Source organism: Chryseobacterium lathyri, assembly GCF_030812195.1.
Lineage (GTDB): Bacteria > Bacteroidota > Bacteroidia > Flavobacteriales > Weeksellaceae > Chryseobacterium > Chryseobacterium lathyri_A.
Map to the genome: position 1 here is coordinate 1,263,813 of NZ_JAUSSF010000001.1, position 23,684 is coordinate 1,287,496.

24 protein-coding genes and 1 tRNA gene are annotated in these 23,684 nt (G+C 36.2%); 12 read left to right on the top strand and 13 right to left on the bottom strand.

From position 1 onward, the window contains the following. Positions 1-305: 305 nt before the first annotated feature. Positions 306-872, bottom strand: coding sequence for a hypothetical protein (locus J2T03_RS05675; RefSeq protein WP_306841794.1), 567 nt, complete (start codon positions 870-872; stop codon positions 306-308). Positions 873-1,395: 523 nt separating this feature from the next. On the opposite strand from J2T03_RS05675, the gene J2T03_RS05680 reads away from it, so the two are divergent. From J2T03_RS05680 to J2T03_RS05695, 4 genes are all read left to right on the top strand, one after another. Continuing rightward, entirely contained in the window at positions 1,396-2,277 is an 882-nt protein-coding gene (locus tag J2T03_RS05680) for a glycosyltransferase family 9 protein (protein WP_307209987.1), read from the top strand. Positions 2,278-2,352: 75 nt separating this feature from the next. After that, positions 2,353-3,114: a lipopolysaccharide kinase InaA family protein gene (locus tag J2T03_RS05685; protein WP_307209988.1), complete on the top strand. Its 762-nt coding sequence runs from the start codon at positions 2,353-2,355 to the stop codon at positions 3,112-3,114. 516 nt (positions 3,115-3,630) lie between these two features. After that, the gene (locus tag J2T03_RS05690; protein WP_307209990.1) at positions 3,631-5,256 is read left to right on the top strand and encodes a hypothetical protein; all 1,626 of its coding nucleotides are present in this window, start codon (positions 3,631-3,633) and stop codon (positions 5,254-5,256) included. 726 nt (positions 5,257-5,982) lie between these two features. Further along, positions 5,983-6,189, top strand: a complete 207-nt coding sequence (locus tag J2T03_RS05695) for a hypothetical protein (RefSeq protein WP_307209992.1) — start codon at positions 5,983-5,985, stop codon at positions 6,187-6,189. 118 nt (positions 6,190-6,307) lie between these two features. On the opposite strand, the gene J2T03_RS05700 is transcribed toward J2T03_RS05695, so the two are convergent. After that, positions 6,308-7,729, bottom strand: a complete 1,422-nt coding sequence (locus J2T03_RS05700; RefSeq protein WP_307209994.1) for a tetratricopeptide repeat protein — start codon at positions 7,727-7,729, stop codon at positions 6,308-6,310. Between the two features lie 316 nt (positions 7,730-8,045). Here J2T03_RS05700 and J2T03_RS05705 point away from each other — a divergent pair, with 316 nt between their 5' ends. The 4 genes from J2T03_RS05705 (at position 8,046) to J2T03_RS05720 (ending at position 12,292) form a co-directional block, all read left to right on the top strand. Then, positions 8,046-10,139 carry a hypothetical protein gene (locus J2T03_RS05705; protein ID WP_307209996.1) on the top strand — a complete coding sequence of 698 codons (2,094 nt, stop codon included), beginning with the start codon at positions 8,046-8,048 and terminating at the stop codon, positions 10,137-10,139. A gap of 114 nt (positions 10,140-10,253) precedes the next feature. Continuing rightward, positions 10,254-11,114, top strand: coding sequence for a DUF4822 domain-containing protein (locus J2T03_RS05710; RefSeq protein WP_307209999.1), 861 nt, complete (start codon positions 10,254-10,256; stop codon positions 11,112-11,114). A 31-nt stretch (positions 11,115-11,145) separates the two neighbouring features. Further along, positions 11,146-11,364: a hypothetical protein gene (locus J2T03_RS05715; protein WP_307210001.1), complete on the top strand. Its 219-nt coding sequence runs from the start codon at positions 11,146-11,148 to the stop codon at positions 11,362-11,364. Between the two features lie 34 nt (positions 11,365-11,398). Further along, a complete protein-coding gene (locus J2T03_RS05720) occupies positions 11,399-12,292 on the top strand; it encodes a CPBP family intramembrane glutamic endopeptidase (RefSeq protein WP_307210002.1) in 894 nt (297 codons plus the stop codon). 639 nt (positions 12,293-12,931) lie between these two features. Here J2T03_RS05720 and J2T03_RS05725 read toward each other — a convergent pair. The 4 genes from J2T03_RS05725 to holA form a co-directional block, all read right to left on the bottom strand. Beyond that, a tRNA-Ser gene (locus J2T03_RS05725) sits at positions 12,932-13,016 on the bottom strand. Positions 13,017-13,142: 126 nt separating this feature from the next. Next, a complete protein-coding gene (locus tag J2T03_RS05730) occupies positions 13,143-13,370 on the bottom strand; it encodes a glyceraldehyde-3-phosphate dehydrogenase (protein WP_307210004.1) in 228 nt (75 codons plus the stop codon). Positions 13,371-14,150: 780 nt separating this feature from the next. Then, on the bottom strand, positions 14,151-15,092 hold the full coding sequence (gene trxB / locus J2T03_RS05735; protein WP_306845866.1) for a thioredoxin-disulfide reductase: 942 nt from the start codon (positions 15,090-15,092) through the stop codon (positions 14,151-14,153). A 203-nt stretch (positions 15,093-15,295) separates the two neighbouring features. Then, entirely contained in the window at positions 15,296-16,333 is a 1,038-nt protein-coding gene (holA, locus tag J2T03_RS05740; RefSeq protein ID WP_306845864.1) for a DNA polymerase III subunit delta, read from the bottom strand. Positions 16,334-16,341: 8 nt separating this feature from the next. Here holA and J2T03_RS05745 point away from each other — a divergent pair, with 8 nt between their 5' ends. The 3 genes from J2T03_RS05745 to J2T03_RS05755 all read left to right on the top strand — a co-directional run bounded on the left by J2T03_RS05745 (position 16,342) and on the right by J2T03_RS05755 (position 18,395). Further along, positions 16,342-16,773, top strand: coding sequence for a type I restriction enzyme HsdR N-terminal domain-containing protein (locus J2T03_RS05745; protein ID WP_306845863.1), 432 nt, complete (start codon positions 16,342-16,344; stop codon positions 16,771-16,773). 153 nt (positions 16,774-16,926) lie between these two features. Then, positions 16,927-17,538, top strand: a complete 612-nt coding sequence (locus J2T03_RS05750; protein ID WP_307210006.1) for an HAD family hydrolase — start codon at positions 16,927-16,929, stop codon at positions 17,536-17,538. Between the two features lie 113 nt (positions 17,539-17,651). Continuing rightward, positions 17,652-18,395, top strand: a complete 744-nt coding sequence (locus tag J2T03_RS05755; protein ID WP_307210008.1) for a dienelactone hydrolase family protein — start codon at positions 17,652-17,654, stop codon at positions 18,393-18,395. Between the two features lie 98 nt (positions 18,396-18,493). Here J2T03_RS05755 and J2T03_RS05760 read toward each other — a convergent pair whose 3' ends face one another. From J2T03_RS05760 to J2T03_RS05785, 6 genes are read right to left on the bottom strand one after another with little or no spacing between them, the layout of a single operon-like run. Further along, entirely contained in the window at positions 18,494-18,856 is a 363-nt protein-coding gene (locus J2T03_RS05760) for a cupin domain-containing protein (RefSeq protein WP_307210010.1), read from the bottom strand. Continuing rightward, complete coding sequence (locus J2T03_RS05765) at positions 18,853-19,380, bottom strand: GNAT family N-acetyltransferase (protein ID WP_306845854.1); 528 nt, start codon at positions 19,378-19,380, stop codon at positions 18,853-18,855. Before J2T03_RS05765 ends, J2T03_RS05760 begins: the two co-directional genes overlap by 4 nt. Positions 19,381-19,383: 3 nt before the next feature. Beyond that, the gene (locus J2T03_RS05770) at positions 19,384-19,989 is read right to left on the bottom strand and encodes a DUF2911 domain-containing protein (RefSeq protein WP_306845852.1); all 606 of its coding nucleotides are present in this window, start codon (positions 19,987-19,989) and stop codon (positions 19,384-19,386) included. A 29-nt stretch (positions 19,990-20,018) separates the two neighbouring features. After that, positions 20,019-20,531: a methylated-DNA--[protein]-cysteine S-methyltransferase gene (locus J2T03_RS05775; protein WP_307210012.1), complete on the bottom strand. Its 513-nt coding sequence runs from the start codon at positions 20,529-20,531 to the stop codon at positions 20,019-20,021. A 43-nt stretch (positions 20,532-20,574) separates the two neighbouring features. After that, on the bottom strand, positions 20,575-21,123 hold the full coding sequence (locus J2T03_RS05780) for a DinB family protein (protein ID WP_307210014.1): 549 nt from the start codon (positions 21,121-21,123) through the stop codon (positions 20,575-20,577). Between the two features lie 54 nt (positions 21,124-21,177). Beyond that, positions 21,178-21,696: a Crp/Fnr family transcriptional regulator gene (locus J2T03_RS05785; protein ID WP_307210015.1), complete on the bottom strand. Its 519-nt coding sequence runs from the start codon at positions 21,694-21,696 to the stop codon at positions 21,178-21,180. 76 nt (positions 21,697-21,772) lie between these two features. On the opposite strand from J2T03_RS05785, the gene J2T03_RS05790 reads away from it, so the two are divergent. Then, a complete protein-coding gene (locus J2T03_RS05790; RefSeq protein ID WP_307210016.1) occupies positions 21,773-22,627 on the top strand; it encodes a hypothetical protein in 855 nt (284 codons plus the stop codon). Positions 22,628-22,635: 8 nt separating this feature from the next. On the opposite strand, the gene J2T03_RS05795 is transcribed toward J2T03_RS05790, so the two are convergent. Next, on the bottom strand, positions 22,636-23,682 hold the full coding sequence (locus J2T03_RS05795) for a bifunctional transcriptional activator/DNA repair enzyme AdaA (protein ID WP_307210018.1): 1,047 nt from the start codon (positions 23,680-23,682) through the stop codon (positions 22,636-22,638). Positions 23,683-23,684 lie beyond the last annotated feature (2 nt).

Sequence of the window (23,684 nt, forward strand, 5' to 3'; positions counted from 1 at the left end):
CGGTTCAGGCCAAAAAGATACATTATAATGACAGAATCTGTCGCTTTACAGCAATATTTTTTACATAATATAAATTAAATGCAAATGATAAAAAACATTTCTTAGTGATAAACTACCATTTTGTCTGAGACATCTTCAGATGTTCCAGATAATAATCAGAGCTATGATGACTATTCAATTTTTATAGAGGTAGCAAGTCGCTGAACCTCATTTCCTTTATGAATTTATTTTCCTCTGAATACTACCCATTTTTACTACTGAGAGTTTTTACAAGTGAAACTTATCTATTATTGAAAAGAGCATTTTTATTTCTTCTCTTTCTTCAATTTTTGATATTGTTTAAAATAATTGGTCAGCGATTTACTTTCCTTCGGATTTGATTTCTCCCATGCCTCTAATGCCTCACTCTGCTTTTCATAATCAAGTAATTTTTGCCCCTCTATTATCACATTTCCCTGTGCTTTTATTTCCTGCAGAACTTCAGTTCTTATTTCCTGCTTTGTGCGAACACTCTCCTTATACCATTTCACTCCAGAAAGAGCACTAAAGATTCCTAGCCCCCACCCCGATATAATAATAAAAAAGGAGACGTATAAAAGAGGTTTATAGTGATTGAAGTAATCTTTGTATGTTTCAAGCTGTTTCAGATCTTCTGGAGAAATTTCTACCTTGATATTCCCTACTTTTTCCTTTAGCTCTTTCAAGTTTTGCTCAATTAAGTTTTCTGTTCGTTTTAGCTTTTCGTTCATAATAGAAATTCCAGAACTTAGACTTTGAAATTCCTTGTACAGAGATTCCGTTTCGATCTTGAGTTTTTTCATTAACTCTATAGGGTCGGGCCCTGCTGTATTAAAATTTTGATTTTCTTCCATAATTGATCTTTTAAAGGCTTCTTTCTTTGACTTCTAAAACAAATAATCTAGTTCTATAATGCTTCTGCTTATGAAAATTAAAATTAAGAAACTGGCTGAAAAAAATATCATAAATGACTGAATATTATTAAAATAAAAACTCATTGACTTTACAAAAGTAGAGCATAGTTTATATCAATCAAATTAATATTAATTTTTTATATTTTGTTTATAAATTTTTGTAAAAATTTATAATTTAATATACATAGGTTAAAATATACTTAACAACTTCTGTATTGGTATGCCTCCCTGTTTTGATTGACATAGAGTGAAGATTGTAGTATAAACTTAACACGAAAATTAAAACAAAATATCTTCTTTATTTATGAAAGTACCTAAACAACTCAACGCTGCCAGAAGAAAATTCATGCATAGCATTACAAAAAACATAGGCAAGTCAAGTTCCTCTACAATACATGTTCAAAATACAGACATAAAAAAAATATTAATATCACGCCCAAATCATAGATTAGGCAACATATTATTGCTTACACCCATTGTACAGGAGGTTACCAATACCTTTCCCAATGCCAGGATTGATTTATTTGTAAAAGGCAACATCTCTCCCACTATTTTTAAAAATTATGAAAATATTGATCGGATTATCCAACTTCCCAAAAAGCCTTTCAAAAATTTGTTTAAATATGTAAATGGCTGGTTTATGATGCGTTGGAAAAAATACGATTTGGTAATCAATTCAACCCACGGTTCGTCATCAGGAAAATTATCCACTCGGCTGGCCAATGCTAAATACAAATTTTACAGTGAATGGGATGAGGAAATTCATCTGAAACACTCCGATTATCAACACTCAGCCAAAAATGTAATATACAATCTGAGAAAATTCCTGACCCAATTGGGATTTGAAGAAAACATAAGCGAAATTCCTTATTTAAATATAAAATTAGATAAAGATGAAATTGAAACCGGTAAAAGAAAACTAAGCCAAATTTTCAATAACAATAACAAAACAATTTGTCTGTTTACAAATGCTACGGGAGATAAATGCTATTCCGAAAACTGGTGGAATTCTTTTTACATACATCTGCAATCTGAGTTTACTGATTATAACTTTGTAGAACTCCTGCCGGTGGAAAATATTTCTAAATTAAATTTTAAAATCCCAACTTTCTATAGCACCGATATCCGGGAAATGGGTTCATTCATTGCCAACGCCTGTATTTTTATCGCTGCTGATAATGGAGTAATGCATTTAGCAAGCGCATCGGGAACGCCAACATTAGGTTTATTTTCGGTTACTAATGAAAATATGTACAAACCTTACAATGATAAAAGCTTTTCTGTAGATACCAACCAGATCAATGCAGATGAAATACCGGGTCTGATAAAAAAATTACTTCAATAATGACTTGCAGGCCAATCTTGAGCCCACGTGAACTGAATTAAATTTGAATATATTAATACTGCCCCCCATGTTACTATGAATCTTATTGTTGCATCAGATTATACCCATTATGCAGATGATATACTCCGTATTATAAAGAACTTTCAAAATGAAGGGAACTTAATAGGACCTGGAACCCGAAATATTGTGAAGTGGATTATCATCAACAAGATGACACTTAATTTTAAATCATTTAAACAGCATAATTTAATTAACAGGCATGTTTACAAATATTACCGGAAATCCAAAGCAAAGCGTTCTTTCGAATATGCCCATTTGTTGATTGCTAAAAATTTCTTTACTCCAAAACCTATTGCTTATGTAGAATTTCATGACTGCATTGGGTTAACAAGTAGTTATTATATAAGCGAGCAGCTGGAAAACGCATTTACATTGGAAGATGTATTTCTTAATAAAAATTCCTTTGAAGACTGGACGGAAATTGTTAAAGGATATACTTTATTAATCTATCAATTACATGAACAGGGAATTGAATTCATTGATAATTCTCCCGGAAATTTTTTAATAAAGAAAAGCAACAATGAATATCGCTTTTTTCTAGTAGACTTAAATAGAATGAATTTTCACGAAAGATTTGAGATTCCTGATAGATTTAAAAATTTTTCGCGGTTAACCAATAGTCTTGATATCCTTAAAATCATAAGTCATGAATATTCATTGTTATCAGGAATTTCCCCGGAACACTGTCTGGAACAAATCGTCAAGGCTACAAACAGACAAAAAACCAAGCGTAGAATAAAAAAAGTATTGAAATTTTATAAATACTTTCTAAAATAGCAATTGCTTAATCAAAGGTTTTTCACAGCTCTAGCTAAAGCAGTTGATCCTATTGTAATTCTTCTTCATTTTTTCAATATTTATTGTTTAAATTTTCTAATCAATACAAAGCCTGTCAGCAGACATATGGAGCTGATGATCCACAGGCTCAGCATTGTATACATAAAATATGGGCAGTAATATACTTAAGTGTATCAACTAAATTACAAAGATCAATTTTGGATGATAATCTTTAATTTATTGTATAGCAGTTCTGAAATAGAGCTTGAAATTAATTCACCTCTTTTTGTACATTCAAATATATTAAAACCAAAGAAAATAATGATTATAATGCTTTATGCTGGGAAAAATACCAATTTCTTATGTTAAAAAGATGTAAAGTATTGAAGTTTATTTAGTTGTAAATTATTATATTTGACAATATAAAAACAGGCTGTATCGTAATGCTTTCAATATTATAAGTAGAAGGAATATAATTCTAAATATAATCAAACAACCAAATCAACAATTTAAGAAATGGAAAAAAATGTCATTATTTTATCGGCCATGTTATGTGCATCCCTCGTTTTCTCCCAGGTAGGGATCAATACTTCTAACCCGCAACAAAGTTTCCACGTAGACGGAGCAAAAGATAATCCTGCAACCGGTGCGCCTACTGCAGCCCAGCAGGTCAATGATTTTGCTGTTCGAAACAACGGGTTTGTTGGAGTAGGAACCTCCGTCCCGGCGAGTAAAGTTGATATCACTGTAGACAATCAGGGAGGCGGAGCAGCTAACAGCCTTGTCATGACAGGGTATGGTAATTCCAAAGGATCCTCGTTACAGATCCGTGCAGCGAATGGTACAGCAGCAGCACCCACAGGATTGGTAACTGGTGATAACATCGGAATCTTACATTTTATTCCCCGACATGATGGAGGATTTAGTGGGTATACTTCTTCTATCTATGCAACCTATAAAGGAAGTGGTGTAACTTCACTTACAAACCTGAATTTCAATACTTCCGGAGCACCCAGAATGACAATTGATGAATTTGGGAATGTAGGAATGGGAACTGAAGCACCTCAGGGCAAGCTTGATGTTGTAAGCACCACCTCCGGATTTATCCCACCAAGGCTTACTACTGCACAAAGGGATGCTATAGCTGCAGGCAGCAGACCTCCTGGAACTACAATTTTCAATACCACAGATTCAAGAATTCAGGTTAATACAGGAACAGATGCCACACCGGTATGGTCTAGTATGGAAAATACCAACATTTATAATGCTAATGGTGATCTTACAGGAAACCGTACTGTAGGAATAGGTACCAATACCCTTTCTTTTACAGGCACTACAGGTGCTGTCTCCATTGTTGGAAACAACGATGGCCTTGTGCGTACCTCTTTAAGAAATACAAATACAGGAACCAACACCCGTAATGATATTCATATTGGGGCGGCGGCCTCAAATATTTACCTGGGTACCGATAGAGGTTCAGGAATCTTTGGATCCGGAGCTAAGGCATATCTGGATAATCAATCCGGTGGCCGTATGGTATTTGGAACTGTCGGAACAGAACAGCTGACTATTACTACCGGAGGTAATGTGGGGGTAGGAATAAACGCACCTACAGACAGGCTTGATGTAAACGGAACGGCCAGAGTAAGATCTCTGCCTGTTGCTGCTGGCCCCACTGTTATCACTCCTGTTTATGCAGATAATAATGGTGTTTTAAATAAAGCAGTAACTGCTACATATGGAACAATTATTAATAATGCTACTGCTGCTGTACAACCTAATGCTACCGCTGCATTGGTTACTGGATTAACTGATGGAGGAGTTTATAAAGCTACAGTTAGATTAAATAACGGATGTAATAATGTCTCTATTGCAGAATTTTATATCATTAACAATAGTTTTAGTAACCTCTATTCAATCAAGGGAATCGACGGGCTTGCAGGGGCAGGGACAGTCACTTTCACCCAACCTAACCGAACGACAGCCCAAGCTGTATGGAGTGCAATGTTGCCTTGCCAGGACGGAGGAGATGGCACAGGCCATAATTATACTTTAACGATGCCGGCAGCAGGTACAATAAATGTTACCAACAATGGAAATGTCCCAAGAGGTTATTCAATAATTGTTACCAGGCAGTTTTAATTTCTGGCTGATTATTGGAGCCAGTACATTTTTCCTTAAGATTGTTTAAAACAAAGGATATTTAAAACACAAATGATGAAATTTTTTTTTCAAAAGTATTTTCTGTTTTAATTGTAACAGTTTCTATGAATGTGCAGACCTCCGAAAAGTATAAAGACTCTTTGGATGGTATTGTACTGCTTTAAAAAATCTCGGGTGCTCTATATGATATCAAAATTCATGAAGCTTTGTTGTGCTCCGCTCATATTAAATCAATTAAGCACATTAGATACAATCGACGAAAATGTAGTATGCGAAAAGACAACACTTCGATTTCATTATTAAACCAATTATTTTCAAAGTGGGTATGAGTATTACTTTTTATAAGCCAAAATCACATCTACTAAGCCAGTATATTGAGGGCTTTTATTTCTGAGGATGTTATACTAAAATCAAATCAATACTGGACACTTTCCAGTAATTTTTGCCTTGCAACGATTTGTCAGGACATAGAATTAATTCCCGAAAAAACAAAATCACAATAAGGAAATCAAATATTAAAAGGACTGACTCATTTCTTTTCAATAACATTTCCAGGCCCGTTCAGGTTATGTACGAAGCGCCGAGAAATGAACTCACAATATACTTCAAGCCACTTGCTATTTTTTCATTTCTTTTTATCACCAAATAAAGACCATCTGGAGAATTTCAACCCATATCCTGATTACCTGCCTGAAATTGAGGAAAATGAAAAACAGGGATAAACAAGCAAATATTTTAGAAATTATCTTATCTCCAAGCTTTATAGTCCCAAGCTCGAAGCGGTTCAAGGCATCCTACTTGAGTGAAGCTTATAGATTATCCCACCAGACCGAAAAGGCCATCAAGTCTTTGAAAATCTATTTGACAAAAGAGCCAACGGATATGGAAGCTAAGGCACAGTATGAAAATTAAAAAAACAGCAACAATCATAAGTGTATATCTTGATCATAGCAGTACGTTACATCAAGTATTATTGAAAGTTTGATCTTAAGTGTTTTGATGACGGGTATTTCACCCTTGTTTTTTTATTTTATAATTCATTGATCCATTTATTCAGGTCTGTAGAAACTTCCAAGCCTAATTTCTTTTTAAGCCGATATTTTGTGGTTTCAACACTTCTAAATGTCAAATTTCTAAAAACAGCAATCTCTTTATTACTGATATTAAGTTTCATATATGCACAGAACCTGATATCATTGTCTTTTAGATTTGGATTATGAGTGATTAATTTTTCACAAAATTCAGGATATATTTCTTTAAAGTAGGAAAGAAAAAACGGACTATCTTCCTGCGCCATTTTCATGACTTTATCAAAAGAAGTGCTATCAATTTGCTTTTTTAATTTAAGAACTTTTAGAGTTTGTTCTTCAAGAAGACGGTCTTTTTTTAACTGGTTCGAAAGATTAATCCTTCGAATGAAATAAATGGAAATCACAAATAAAATAATAATACAAGAAATTATCAGGTACATTTTATTTTTCTCATATCTTTTTTCTTTCACCTCATCTTCCGAAAGTTTACTTACAACAATATTAATGGCAGTCTTTTCTTCATTTTTGATACTATCATTTAAAACTTTGTATTTTTCCAGATATTCCTTAGACATTTTCTCATTATTCATAGCATTATAAACACTTGAAAGTGAATCATAAGCTTTCCTGATAAGAGTTTTCGACTCCCCTTTTCTGAAAGCATCCAGGGATTGCAGATAATACTGAAGTGTCTTTTCATGATCTCCTTTTATGGCATACAAATTTCCATAACTGAACAACGTAATTCCTTTAATTAATATGAAATTTCTATCCGGAGCAGTAGTCGCTTTATTGAGATAATATTCTGCTGAATCAAGACAGATATTATTTTCCATAAACCTATCAGCTATTTTAGTATAGGTAATACCGCTAGGTAAATTGATAAGGGTCTTTCGCTCAATACTTTTTAGTGAATCCGGTTTATTCAGAAAGTTGAGCCGTTTCCAAGTATAAATATAGAATAAAAGATATTTTTTTTGCTTTTCTATGGGGATATCCTCTGTATACTGAATAGCCTTATCAAAAAAAGTGTTCGACTTATCAAGCATTCCCAACCGCGTATAATTTTTAGCATATTCACTGTAAATTCTAGCCCAAAACAGAGGGGTATCATTACCTCCCATTGCCTCTTTGGCTTTATCTAAATAATCAATACTCTCCTGAAGTTTATTATAAGAAAAAAGCAAAAATCCTATATTGGTGTAGACAGTTACCATGCCATCTTTATCACCGGCCTTTTCATATTTCTTCAGGGCATTGAGATTAAACTCCATTGCTTTTACATGCTCTCCTTTATTATAGTACTCAGCTGTCTTTTGTATGGTCTCGGGAAAAAAAGAATAATCCTGAGATTTATACCGGGCGGTTTGCAGCAGAAAAAGAAAGATTAAGGATTTTATGACAACATGATGAAGAGACATACAATATATTTTGTTGTCCGAATTTACGAAAATCAAAAAAATAAATCGTGAATTAAAATAATTAACGAAAATTCATGATAGTATTTCAATTATTACAATACTGCAATTCTACTTCACGTAGTTAGCAAATCACTGATTTACAATCGACTAAAAACGTGTTGTGTTATTGTAGTGCTTTTATTTAATCTGCTGGTGATAAATTTGCAAACACAATATGACATCGAAATACTTTTAATAATACTAGTCAATTTTAAGTATTGAGATACGATTCTAAAAACATAAGGATAAAATTCTAAGCTCCAAAAACAATTAAGAAATGAAAAAAAATGCAATTATTTTATTTTCTCTGCTCAATTCTGTTTTTGCTTTTTCCCAAGTTGGTATTAATACCACTAACCCAAAAGCAACATTTGATATTACAGCAAAAGAAGCAACAGGAACTTCCAGAAATGTGGATGGTCTTCTTATTCCCAGAGTAGACAGGCAACGAGCCCAATCGATGATGGGGACACCTGTGTCTACATTAATATATGTAAATGACATCAGTAAGGGTTTACAAATGGGCACAGCCATTAATATCGATAATATAGGATATTATTATTTTGACGGAAGTTTTTGGGTAAAGCTGAATACTCCGTCTCTTGTCAATCCAATGGTAAATATTTATAACACCAACGGTACCCTTGAAAGTGACCGTACCGTAAATCAGGGAGACAAGACCATCGCTTTTACAGGAACGAGAGTAAACTCATTCTCAGTAGATGGAAATACATTCTCAGTAGACGCTGCCAACAACAGTGTTGGAATTGGCACCAATACACCCGTTGCAAAATTAGATATTGTAGGTAACCGAATGGGTATAAAAGCTGCATCGGGAAGCGGAAGCTGGGATAACCTTTGGTTTAATATAGATTCATATTCACCTTCTATTAATGCATCCGGAGCAGAAAGAGGTATACTGTTTAACGTGGGGGCAAATGCTACCGGTACTTATGGTGATGGACAAACCCTTACTACCGTTGCTGCAATGCTACCAAACGGAAATATGGGTATCGGGACCGCTGCTCCAAACGCCAATGCAGTATTAGAATTAAATGCTACCAGTAAAGGATTTCTACCTCCGAGACTCACAACTGCCCAAAGAAATGCCATTCCGGCAGCTACTAAACCGGCGGGACTAATGATCTATAATACCACGACCAACTGTATGGATTTTTGGAACTCCTCTGCATGGGTATCTACCTGTGCTGTCACCTCCCCTCCTGCAGGAACTATTACAGCAGTTACCTGTGCAAGTGCCACCAATAATGGTACTTTAACCACAGGAATAAATAATTCTGTTACTTCATCAATTCCATATACAGGAGGAAACGGAGGTTCGCACGGCGGACAGATTGTAACCTCTACAGGCGTAACAGGGCTTACTGCAACATTGGCGGCAGGAAGTTTTGTCACAGGGAACGGAGCCCTTATCTATACCATTACAGGAACACCAAGCGCAGTGGGAAATGCAAATTTTGCCATTAATATCGGCGGCCGTACCTGTACTTTAACAAGAGCTGTCACTGCTCCTGTGGGAAGTGTGGCAACATTAAACTGTGCAGGCGCTATTAATAATGGAACTTTGACAAGAGGAATAGCCGCTTCTGGTGTAACATCTGTAATTCCTTACACAGGAGGTAACGCAGGTACTCATGGAGGTCAGGTCGTAGCTTCTACAGGAGTTACAGGACTTACAGCAACCTTAACTGCAGGTACTTTTGCCAACGGAAACGGTACACTTACCTACACGGTAACAGGAACTCCTGCTACTTCAGGGACTGCCAGCTTTGCCATTAATATTGGAGGAAGAACTTGTACGTTAACAAGAAACGTTGTAGTAGGTCCTCCTCTTCCAGGGAGTGTTTCTGAAACATGTACAGGCTGGACTATAGGGGGATTATATCAAAATAATACTTCTGTAAGTGGGACGGTAAACGGATTACCCGTTACTGCGACTGTGAGTAATCTTTTCAATGCAGGAGGAAATCCAGGAGGACCTACATACGCACTTATGGTTGGTCCAACAGAGACAAGCTCTCGCTTAAAGTTTAAATTTAACAGAGCAATTTCAAACTTTAAAGTAAGCCAGTCTGCTACCAACAGAGGAGAAGTCTATCAATACATATTAAGAAGAAACGGAGTAATAGTTGGATCTCCTACAATTTTAGGAAGCAATACTACCTATTTTACAATTACTTCAACATCAACTGGCGGTACAATTAATGCAAACAATGCTCCTACGAATGGAGGATATTCAATTATTTATAATATTGGCGGAGTATGGTTTGATGAGATCGATATTATAGGATCTCAGCCCGCCGGAGCTGCTGGTTCCCTCATGATATTTTGTGTAGGAGATGCTCAATAATCGATTTTATTATTTCATTTAGTGTTTGTTTTTTTTAGAGCAGGGTTCCAAATTTTTCATTTTCCCTGCTCTTTTTCAAAAGAAAAATTAGTTTAACCTATAAATTTATTTACAATGATTACATTAAAAAAAGTTTTTTACCTGTTTGCTGCATTTGCATTAACAGCTAGTTTTGTTGCTTGTTCAGACAATGATGACGAATTTGTTATCGTAGATCCTGCACTTACTCCGTCACAAATTTTATCTTCTACCCCTTGGGCTACTACAGGCGCGAAAGATAAAGACGGGAAAAGTATAGCCTTAAACGATCCTGCTGTAGCCGGATTTGTAGGGTTTGCCTACTTTAAAAGCGATGGAAATTTTGCTATCTACGGATTGAATGATGTATTAAGATCCATAGGTACATGGTCTGTAGATCCTCAAGGAAAAACAAGAACAATTACTTCACTTCGCCCTGACAGAACACCAATTTTCACCCGTGATGTAGAAATTCTTGAACTTAATAAAAAAGTATTCACTTATAGAATTCATACAAATCCAAGCGATCCTTCCATATTTTATGATATTATTCATGAAAGAGTAAACCATGCTGAACCCGCAAACGGACAACTTACACTAGCTTCAACTGCCTGGAAAACAACTGATGCTCTTGATAACACCGGAGCCCATGTTGACCTTAACAATCCGGCAGTAAACGGTTTCGTAGGATATGCTTATTTCAGAGCAGGAGGACAATATGCGATCTATGGATTAAATGATGTATTAAGGAATCAGGGGGACTGGTCTATTTCCCCAGACGGAAAAACAAGAACTCTGGTAGCCAGAAATCCTGACGGTACCATAGCCTGGACCCGTGTTACAGAAATTCTTGAATTAAATAGTAACATATTTACCTACAGGGTTATTCCTAATGCAGCTAATCCTTCAGTATATTATGATATTGTTCATTCCAAAGTTGATCATAAGGAACCTTAATCAGGGTAATTAGTCCTCTAAAAATACACAAATGATGAAATTTTTTTTTACAATACTATTTTCTGTTTTAATAGCAACAGTTTCTATGAATGTACAGATCTCTGAAAAGTCAAAAGACTCTTTGGGTGATATTGTACTGCTTAAAAAAATCACGGATGCTCTTATTGAGTTTTCGCAGGATCATATTATGAAAATTGGAAAAGCTCTTGCTGGGGTGAATGACTTTACTGTTCACCGGACCAGAGCATAATTCCCGTCCCTGAATCAATCATGTAAAAGAAGTTATGAAATTTAAAAATGAAAAAATAAAATTAAAATTAAAAACGCTGGGCGTTATTTTACTTACAACAATAGGGATGCTTATACTCTTTATTTTAATTGCAGGTAGCAGTACCTATGCTCGAAATAATATAAGTAAATGGGTTGGGAATATCATTGTTTCTCTATTGCCAATTTCTGTATTCTTTTATGTATTAATCTTCAATAGAAAATACAATCACTTATCCGGGAAGGCCATTGGGTTTTATCTGCATAAATTTTTTAAAAATATAGCTATTGGAATAACATTGGCTTTCGTCATGATGGGAGTTGGAATTTTGGTTGCCTCAATTGTATTTGGTGTCCAGTCCGAATGGGTGGCATTAAAACCTAATTTTGGAAAAACCCTGTTTGGGATTATGGCAACTTGTGTAGTAGTAGGTTTTTGGGAAGAATTTTATTTCAGAGGATTGGTCTTAAATACTTTAATGAAGAATAATTTTGGCTTTCATACCTCTGCCTTAATTTCATCAATATTGTTTTCTGTGGTACACTGGAGCAGTTTTGATATGGAGGAGACTTCTTATTTCTGGTATATTGGTATTGTGTTTTTTGGGTATATTTTTGCCATTGTATATGTTTATTTCAAATCTATCTGGGTGGCAGTCTCTTTGCACTTTTTTTGGGATGTTTTAGCCTATACAGTGCTGGAAGATCCGGAAAATAATAAAGTAGGTATAATGGTAATAAAAGATTATGCTCTAAATGCTAAATATATTGATAATGCGCTTGTTCTTACTTTAGGAGTATTTCTTATTTTAGCTCTGTTCATAATAAAAAAACACGACGGAAGAATTCGGTCTTATGTAGCAAATTTAAATCCAATAGAGGAAAAGGAACGGAAATTACGAACACTTTAATTCCTTACTGTGATATATGGCGATTCGAAGATGGAAAAATCGCAGAGTTGAAGGCATTTGTAATAGAAAAGAAACCTTAATCGATTTTATTAAAAACGGCTTATCAGAGTGAGCAGAAGCAAGCTGCTGAGATACTCACGCATTAATACAATTACCAGCTATCACAAGTATTTTAAGCAACTTCAGCAATTTGGCTACATTAACTACACTCCATCTTATCATCCAGATTATCGCAGCACAGTAGAGAGGAATGCCATCTACCGTTATCCGTACATAAATATAACGATCTTTTCATTTTTTGAGCTCTTTAAAAGAAAGTGAGCCCATAGCTTTGTTCTACTAACATAATTCAACATTTTAAAGGTTATAAATGTCAAACTAAAAGTTCCTCAAATCAAGATGTTTATACATTCAACATGTTCATTATAAACCAATTAAACACATTTTCACAGCTTTTAAATTTGTTTTTTGTGGCAATTTTTAAGTAATTTAAAAACCGCCACAGAATTGCCACAAACTTTCCGAGTATTTTTGAAAATTACAGCAATTGCCATAAATAAAAAAATCCTGCAAATCATTGATTTTGCAGGATTTTTTTATTTTTTGATGCTTTTTGAAAACTTTCGTTTTTGCATCTTGCGGAGAGAGAGGGATTCGAACCCCCGGACCTGTTACAGTCAATAGTTTTCAAGACTATCGCAATCGACCACTCTGCCATCTCTCCTGAATAACGGCTATACCGTTGTTTTCAGTGGTGCAAATATAAAACGATTTTACAGTTCTGCAAAACTTTTCCGAGAGAAATTTTAACGAAGCTTAATAATAGACTTAAAATCAGGCGAATTATTTTCTAAAGCGCTTTAACTTCTTCTCTCTCTACTATGGCAATGAAGCTGTTTTTTATAAGATCGGACGGATACACAAACTGATCTCCATTTTCTCCTTTTACTACAATAGCCGCTTGTTCATCGTTCAGACATTTGTCCAGCTGGCTTTGCATTTCATTAAGCCTTCCATCTTTGATTTCAATGATATAGGTTCCTGTAACGTGTTTTATTTTAATGATTTTGTTGTGCATATTATTTTTTTTGATTGGAATTTAAATTTAAGTATTTTCTCTGAAAATATGTAGTTGTTGTAAGCAATGTTACAAGTACTGTATCTGACAAGCATAAGTAATTACTATTTAAATAAAGTATCAACATAACTAAAAATAACCAAATAGAATTTACTAGTATTGCCCATTTCGAAAGCCATCTACGAGCTTTATTAACATCTAAATACCTTTGCATTTTTGCAAATTTTGACAATTGGGATATTTCCTCTCCTCCAATTTTTCTTTTTCGTTTTCCCATAATGATATTAATTTAAAAATTTAATCAAAAATAATTACTCATTCTTCTAGTGATGGCGAGTATAAACCTATTTTTTAAAAAATATTATTCAGTCTACTTTTTAAATACTTAATACAAAATCAATTAGCTAATGCTACCTCGTTCTATTATTTAATCATAAAGGCACAAAGCTTTAAATTATTTAAATACTTTAGTTTGAAAAGTTTTACCAGACTGGATCACAAAAACAGAAAATCAAAAATTTTCATAAAAACTTAAATGTACTTCCTGTACGCAATACATTTAACTTAAAATAACTAAAGTGTTTAAAAAACTTTTGTAGCTTTTGTGGCTGATATAGATCTTTTTAAACCACCCCGTCAAAAATTCGTTGAATTTTCGCCACCCCTCCAAAGGAGGGGAATGTGATCCCACCAATTAAAACTTTGTGGTAAGAAATGGATAAAATGAAATAAAAAAAAGCGCACCCACCGGGTACGCTCTGTATTGTAAAAAACTGAATATTAATGTAATTCAGCAAGATATTTCTCTGCATCCATCGCAGCCATACATCCGCTTCCTGCAGCGGTGATCGCTTGTCTGTAGATATGATCCTGAACATCTCCTGCAGCAAAAACTCCCGGAAGATTCGTTCTTGTAGATCCTTTTTCAGTAAGGATATATCCGTTTTCGTCAAGATCAATTTGTCCTGCGAAGATATCCGTATTCGGTTTGTGTCCAATGGCAATAAAGATACCTTCCACGTCAACAGTAGAGGTTTCGTTTGTTTGGTTGTTGATGATCAGGGCTCTTTCTACAAGGCTGTTTTCACCCTCAATACCAATCAGCTCATGATTGAATTTTACTTCAATATTCGGAGTATTTTCCACTCTGTGGATCATCGCTTTAGAAGCTCTGAAAACATCTTTTCTTACAAGCATCGTTACTTTTCTGGTAAGTTTCGCAAGATAAGTAGCTTCCTCAGCTGCCGTATCTCCTGCTCCTACCACCACCACATCTTTTCCTCTGTAGAAGAAACCGTCGCATGTAGCACATGCCGAAACACCTCCTCCTGCATATTTCTTCTCATCATCCAGACCAAGGTATTTTGCCGTAGCTCCTGTAGAGATAATCACTGTTTTAGCCAAGATCTCCTTATTTCCTGCATATAATTTGTGAACACCGCCATTTTCCTTAGAGAATTCAGCTTTAGTGATCATTTCATAATGAACTTTAGTGTCGAATCTTTCCGCCTGCTTCTGTAGATCCATCATCATTTCAGGTCCTGTAATCCCTGCCGGATATCCTGGAAAGTTATCAACTTCCGTAGTTGTTGTTAATTGTCCGCCCGGCTCCAAACCTGTATAAAGTTCAGGTTTTAAGTCTGCTCTTGCCGCATATATTGCTGCTGTGAAACCAGAAGGTCCAGATCCAACGATCACACAATCTAAAATGTTTTGCTCCATAAATTTACTTTGTTCAAAAAGATTTTAATTCAGTCTGCTAATTTCGTAATTTTAAATGTTTTATTAAAGTATTTTTAATGATACTTGTCAATATCAAATATGTAAACTGTCGATAAATTGTTTGCATTTCAGAATGCAAGATTCGGAATTGATTATAAGATTTTATTCTTCACTCCAACACTCCCAATCAAAAACCGCCCTCACTACACCTTCATTTTAATCTTATCCACATTGATAATCTTATACACCAGTTCTTTAATCAGCTCTGCCTCTCCCATATTCACAGCGCCAAGCCCCTTCCCTTTCATATCAAACTCTCTTAAAATAGAAATAACTCTTGTCGCATGCTTTAGAGGATACAATCTTGCACTTTCTGCATAATCTTTGATAAAATAAGGATTAACGCCCATCTGTGAAGCAATAACCTGTGGTGGCTGGCCAGCCATCGTCTGGTAAATGATCACATTGGAAAAGTAGCTGTAAAGACTTGCAAGCATCATAACAAAAGGATTGTTTTTTGGGTTTTTACCCATAAAATGAGCAATCTTAAAGGCCGCATCAGCATTTTTGGTTCCTAAAGCCTTCTGAAGCTCAAAAACATTGTATTCCTTACTGATCCCGATATGGTTTTCCACGATCGTCCCGTCCAGTATTTCACCTTCTTTAAGGATGATCTTCAGTTTATTCAGCTCGTTGGCAATTCTTGAAAGGTCGTTTCCCAGGTATTCTGCAAGCAAATGGGAAATATTCGGAGCTGTTTTAATTTTAAGGTGTGTACATTCGTCTGCAATCCATTTCGGAAGATTGGTATCTCTCACCGATTCACTTAAGAAAAGAGCTTTTGCTTTGTCCAAAGCTTTTGTGGCTTTTTTTCTGCTGTCCAGTTTCTTATGTTTATGAGCAAAAACCAACACGGTAGACGGTACAGGATTTTCAACATAGGTTTCCAGAACCCTGTTTTCCTCTTCATTAAATTTCAGATCCTGAGCTTCTTTTACAATGATCACCTGCTTGTCCCCCATCATCGGGAATTGTCTTGCCAGGGAAAGGATTTCCTGATAGGAAGTATCTTTTCCATATACGACGGTCTGGTTAAAAGCTTTTTCATCTTCCTCCAGAAAGTCGTGCTCAAGCACTTTGACAGCGGCATCAATAAAGTAAGGTTCTTCTCCGTGGAAAAAATAAATAGGTAAAACTTCTTTATTTTTAATATTTTTGAGGATTAAATCTAATTCTTTCATCTTAATTAATGGAACTTCCAAAACTGAATTTTCAGGAAACTTTTGATTTTAAATTCAAGAAAGACAAAGATAAGTTTTTTATTTATGACTTAATCCGTAAAACTTATCTTCTCCTCACCCCTGAAGAATGGGTGAGGCAGCACTGGGTACACTATTATCTTACCGTAAAGGCCTATTCCCGGTCAGCAATTATCACTGAAAAAAAAATCCTTCTGAACGGCCTTACCAAAAGAATCGACCTGCTGGTTACTGAGAAAACAGAACCCATTATCCTGATTGAATGCAAGGCGCCACAAATTAAGCTGACAGAAAAAACATTTGAACAGACAGCTCGGTACAACTCCATTATCGGAGCGAAAGAAATTATCCTTACCAATGGCCTGCAGCACATCAATGCATATTATGAAAACGGGCAGTACCAATTTTATAAACCTGAGTGAAGATTTTGAAGTGTTAAGAATTTTGACTTTTTTGAAAATATTAAGTTGAGCTATGCTTTAAGCTAATCCTAAATGGTTTAAAATTAGTAAAAGAACTGTGCTATCTGAGGGAATCTACAGTAAATATTATAACAGCAATAATAAACAATGAATATGGAAATTAAGAATATAATATTCGATTTTGGAGGTGTACTAATGGATTGGAATCCTAGATATTTTTTCAAAGAATATTTCAATGACGATGAAAAAATGGAATACTTTCTTGAAAACATTGCCCAGTCGGAATGGAATGAGGAACAAGACAGAGGAAGAAGCCTTGCAGAAGGTACCGAGCTACAGGTGAAAAAATTCCCTGAATGGGAAAAGGAGCTCAGAGCTTATTATGATAACTGGACCGTGATGCTGAAAAGTGATATTCCGCAGAACGTAGAGATTTTAAGACGTTTAGGAAATACAAGTTATCAATTGTTCGGGCTGACCAACTGGTCTGAGGAAACTTTTCCTTATGCGCTTGAAAATTATGACTTCTTTAAGCTTTTTAACGGAAAGATCGTAGTTTCAGGAACAGAAAAACTGATCAAACCGGATCCTAAAATCTGGCATATTCTGCTGGAAAGATATAATCTTAAGGCGAGTGAATCTGTTTTCATCGATGATAATCCAAAAAATATCGAAATGGCCAATTCACTGGGATTTATGACCATAAAAATCAACCCGGATACTGATCTGGAAAAAGAGCTGGCAGATCTGGGAATTCAACTCTGACCTCCTTTGGTTTTATAATATTTACATCCTCGATATAAGTTATTTTCTGTAATTTAGTTGAAGATTTTCTATTCATAGTGAAAATTGTTTAACAATCTACTAAATTACAGAATATGATACGCAATCTCTTATTAACAGCGTGCATGATAAGTGCAGGAACTGTTTTTAGTCAAAAGTTAAAACCCGTTTCCTATCAGGATGGTTCTCAGAAACTCAACGGGCTGGTCACTTCGAATGCAGGGAAAAAGCTTCCGGGTGTTCTGATTCTTCCGGCCTGGAAAGGTATCGATGATGAAGCCAAAACAGCGGCTGCCGAGCTTGAGAAACAGGGTTATATCGCCTTTATTGCTGACATTTACGGTGAAGGAAATATTCCCGCTGATAATGCTTCTGCCAGCAAAACATCCGGATATTACAAACAAAATTATGATGCTTACCAAAAACGGATTTCTCTGGCTTTAGACCAATTGAAGAAAAACGGGGCAAATGCCGGTAAAATTGCTGTAATCGGCTACTGTTTCGGCGGAACGGGAGCCTTGGAATCTGCAAGAGGAAGTCTTCCGGTTGTGGGAGTTGTTTCCATTCATGGAAGTATAGGAAAAGATCAGACCAGAAAAAATGGACCAATTTCCGCAAAAATCCTTGTTGAAAATCCGGCTGATGACCAGGGAGTAACCCCGGAAGATTATAACAATTTAATTAAAGAAATGAACGAGGGCAATGCAGATTGGCAGATCATCACTTATGCTCATTCGAAACACACATTTACCGATCCGAAATCGCCGGATTACAATGAGGTAATGGCCAAGAGAGCCTGGAACCATACGCTGCTATTCCTGAAAGAAATTTTGAGATAACTTTTTAATATAACAATGTACCAATCTAACAGTGTAGCAATACCTAATCCGGGAAATAGAAATTGGTAAATTATTACACTGTTAAATTGTTACATTATTTAATCCTCTTCCCTGTTCACCAAATCCATAGAAAACGCCGGAAGGCAGATGGCTATATATTCGCAAGGTTCCGGGAAAGGGTTGCTGTAACGCACTCTTGCTCCTTTTTCTATTAAAATACTCTGTCCTTTTTCAAGAATGATCACTTCTCCCTCTATCTCAAACTGCTTTTTTCCTGAAATAATCAGGGTAAACTCATCAAAATCCGGAGTCTGATGCGGCTCACTCCAGTCCGGTGGTGCTACCATATGGGCAATGGAAATATCTGAATTTCCTGTAGAATTTCCCCAGTGCTCTTCAATCAGTTTTCCGTCTGTGGTAGGCACTACAAACGGTGATTTCTGGATCCTGTACTTTTTCATGAATGGTCTTCTTTTTTCATTTCATACACAAAATTGGTTCGTGTAGGCTCTGCAAAATAAGCCACTTCCTCTTCCGCGATCTTCTTTCCACCGATTCTTTCCAGAGCCGTCTGGGAACGAAAATTCTCTTTCCCAATATGGAAATGTACTTTATCCACATACTGGAAGATATAATCTAGCATCATTTTTTTCACTTGAGGATTGATCCCTTTTCCCCACGACTTTGTTCCATAGAAGGTATAACCGATAAAAATACGGTTCTCATTTTCATCAAAATCATAAAAGCGGGTACTGCCTAAAACATCACCGGAAGATTTTTCTACGATTTTAAAAGCTCCTCCGCTTTCTATAGCACCTCTGAAAAAGCTTTCAAAAACCTCTCGCTGATATCGCTCTTTATTGGGGTGCTGCTCCCAAACTCTGGGATCGGAAGCAACTTCATATAAAGACTCAAAATCCCCTTGCTGTAAGGGGATTAATTGGTATTCCTGATTTTCTAAAACGGGCTGAATTGAAAATTTCATTGCTTAGCTTTTTGTTTTTGCTGCGTCAGATTCTATTTTCTTAATTTCTTTCAGCTTATCTGCAATCTTGATAACAGCATCTGGTTTTGCAGGTTTTAAAGCAACTTCTGCCTGAGCCATATCCCATTTAATAACAAGATTTCCTGAGTTTTCATCAGTTGGGTTCAAGGTGATTTCAAACCACTCCTGCTTGTCAGCCAGTTTGTTTACCGGTACGGTTACATCTACTACATCCTGCTTTGGATCATAAGTATAAGCGCCCCACTGCTGGAAATCTTTATTTAATATTACTTTCCATTCTTTTTCTGTAGGAACGATAAAAAGCCCGTATGTTCCTGCCGGAACTATTTTCCCACCGAAATTAACAGACTGTCCGAATGTGATTTTTGTAGATGAGTTAGCGCCTGCTCTCCAAACCTGTCCGTAAGGAACCAGTTCCCCGAAGATCTTACGCCCTTTCACTCCCGGTCTTCCATAATCAATGCTGATTTTGGACATAGAAAACTGCTGTTCAACCTTCTGACGCGGACTTGCTGCCGGTACTGAGTAATCCTGAGCAAAACTTAAAGCCGAAGCTGATATGCAAAGTGCAAATAGTAACTTTTTCACGTGTAAATTTTTGCCTAAATTTACAAAAATCAAAATAAAATAGCCTTTTCTAATTCCAATAATTTTTGCTTTCTCCAGATTCCTCCTGCATAGCCTACCAGCTCACCATTTGAACCTATTACACGGTGACAGGGTATCAGAATGGCAATTTTATTGATCCCGTTTGCTGTTCCCACTGCACGTATTGCCTTAGGATTTCCTAAAAACTCTGACTGCTGTTTGTAGGTTCTGGTCTCTCCCATCGGAATTTCACGCAGAAGCTGCCAGACCTTTTCCTGAAACTCGGTTCCGGTAATGTAAATGGGAACATTGAAGACTTGTCTTTTCCCTTCAAAGTATTCTTCCAATTCTTGTTCAAGCTGTATGAAATGTTTGTGATCCCGTTCTTCAATATTAGCTTTTAATGCTTTTGATAAGGAGATAAACTGCTTTTCAAAATTCTTCCGGTCGGTAAACTCAAGCAGGCAGATTCCTTCTTCAACGGCGCAGGCTGCCATTTCTCCAAGCGGAGTCTGTATTGTTTTACGGTAAATGATTTCCATAGACCTAAAATTAATAAATATTTGGAATCTTTGCCACAAAACCTCAGCTCACTGAAAGAATATTTTCTGCCTGACGAATATGTCTTAGGTTATGATAAACCACAAAACGGAAAGTGTCTCCAAGCTTAAGCCTGATGAGCTTTGAAATACTGATGCTGATCTTAACGGTATTAAGATCAGTCTCTTTTGCTTTTTCCAGCAGTTCTATTAATTGACATTGCTGCTTTATAAATTCTTTTATGACTTCTTTATCCAGCTGGCTGTGTACCGGATTCATATTTTTGAAGGTTTTCATTTTGTTAAGCTTTTCCTTGGGAAGCATGCTTTGTGCAAAATAATTCCCAAGCATTCCTGGCTTAAAAACAGGTGTGGGAGAAGTTTTTGAGGAAGAAATTCTGTGGCTGATTTCCGAAATATAAAAATTCCCGTAACGGTTAAGATGCTCCAGGCATTCCAATACGCTCCAGCTTTCATTTGACATTCTTGAGTTGAGCTTATCATCGGATTGCCGAAGTAGGTTCTCTGTGTATTGCAGGTGTTCCTTAGTGAGTGTTTTCAGTTCATCCAGTAGTTGTGAGGCAGGAATTTTCATTGATGATTTTTAAGCAAATTTCGGGATCGTTTTTTTCTTAAATCTTGACTGAGCTCAAGATTTTTTAAGCCTGGACAAAGTTTCCGGAGTCATCCTGAGATAGTTGGCAATGTATTTATTCGGGACTTCCTGAAACAGTTTTGGGCTTCTTTTCAATACTCTTTCAAAACGTTCCTTTGGCGAATGGGTCAGCAGGTCTTTTTCCCTTTCAATCTGCTGCAGGACAAGATCCTCCAAAATACCAGTCCAAAATTTTAAGTTCTCTTCACCAGACTGAATGAAACTATAGAAATCTTTTTTTGTGGCTATTTTTACAGTTGATTTTTTTATCGCCTGAATATAAAAATCTGATGGTTTCCCTGACAGAAAGGAATCCAGCGAAACAATAATATTTCCTGTATATCCGAAACGGATGATTCTTTCCTCACTTTCGTCCATCATAAAGATCCGGACGCTTCCGTTTTCTACAAAATAAATATCGGTGTCTGTACTTCCTGAAACCTTCAGAAAGTCATTTCGTTTGAATTCTTTTTTCTCCCAATGAAGGCCACTATTAAGCAATTTTTGAATCATCGGATTTTAGTTTTTGCTGTTCCAAAGATAATGGGTAATTTTAAGATTCCGGAATTTAACCTCTAATCACATCAGAATGTTCAGAAAATCAAGCATTATCTCACTGCTTTCTGCAGGTTTTTTTACCATCAATGCACAGCAGATGATCCCGTTCAGAATTACAAAACATAATAATATTATTGTAAAAACACTGGTGAATAAAAAGGACTCTCTGGATCTGATGTTCCAGATCGCTATGGAGGATGCGTCAATTTCTCCGGAAAGACACCACAAAGCAGATCATATCATTTTTGATAAAGATGATATCAGTAATGATAATACAGTACAGATCGGGAAGATGAATTTAAATAATGTCCGTTTTTTCAATAATGAGCTGACCGGCCATGAAGCAGATGGAAAGATTGGAACGGGAATGTTCTCTGGAAAAACTTTTAAAATAGATTATGACAACAACAGGTTTGAAATTTACGATAAAGAACCGGATTTAAATGGCTATCAAGGTGTTACGCTATTCCATGAGAATGGACAGTTTTTTATCAACGCAGATAATGTCATTGATGGCAAGCAACAGCAGGAAGCTTATTTTCTGCTGCAGTCCGGATATTCCGGAGCTATTCTTTACAGCAGCGCTTTTGCAGAAGAAAAGGAGCTGGATAAGCTTTTAAAAGTGACTTCGGAAAAAACCATGAGGAATTCTGCCGGAGAAAGTATTGTAACCAAACAGGGAATCCTCCCGTTCTTCAAACTGAATAACTCTGTTCTGAAGGATGTACCTGCAGGCTTTTTTGGAGGAAAAAATAAAACACAAACGGTTAGTTATTTGGGTGCAGACATGCTGAAAAGGTTCAACTGGATCTTTGATGTTGATAGAAAAAAAGTATATATCAAACCGAGTAAGTATTTTTCGGACGCTTACTATAAAATGAACTAACGGAGCTATTAAAACAGAATAGCTCCTTCCAATTCCAGGAGTTTTTGTTTTCTCCAAATTCCTCCGGCATACCCTACCAGGTCGCCATCTGAGCCTATCACTCTGTGACAGGGAATAATGATCGCAATTTTATTGATTCCGTTAGCTGTTCCTACGGCACGTACGGCTTTAGGATTGCCCAAAAATTCGGATTGCTGTTTGTATGTCCGGGTTTCTCCTATGGGTATTTCAGTTAAAAGCTGCCAGACTCTTTTCTGAAAGTCTGTTCCTGTTGTAAAAAGCGGTACATCAAATGTCGTCCTTTTTCCCTCGAAATATTCATGAAGTTCATCTTCCAGTTGCTTGAAGTGCTTATTCTCACCCTGAACAATTTCTGCATTCATCGCTTTAGACAGCTGGCTGAACTGTCGGTCTATATTTTTCCGGTCAGTAAATTCAAGCAGGCATATTCCCTCTTCGCATGAACAGGCGAACATGGGACCTAATGGTGTTTCCAGCCTTTTCAGGTCAATAATTTTCTGTCGGATTGTATTTTTAGGTGTCGTCCCAATTACATCTTTAAAGCGTTCATTAAAGCCACTCAAACTTTCATACCCTGATTCCAGTGCTGCCTCCATAATACTTCCGCCATTTTTTATTTTCTTAAATGCTTTATTCATTCTGAATTCTCTCTGAAAGGCCTGAAAGGTTATTCCATGGTTTTTCAGGAACCAGCGCCTGATAGTTACCGGTTCAATGTTTCTTTTCAGAAGGTCTGCATCTTTGATTTTTAATGATTCGTTCTGCTGAAGTTCATCCAACAACTCCTGAATATACCGGGGTGTTTCATTCAGCTTTTCAAGCGGTCTGCATATTTTACACGGTCTGTAGCCGTTTTCTATTGCTTTTTCTGTATTAATGAAGAATTCTACATTTTCTCTTTTAGGTTTTCGGGCTGTACAGGTTGGACGGCAGAATATGCCCGTAGTTTTTACAGCCATCCAGTAAATGCCTTCAAATGAGGAATCTTTCTCTAAAGATGCCTGATACATTCTCTCTTCTGTAAGCTTTATCATGT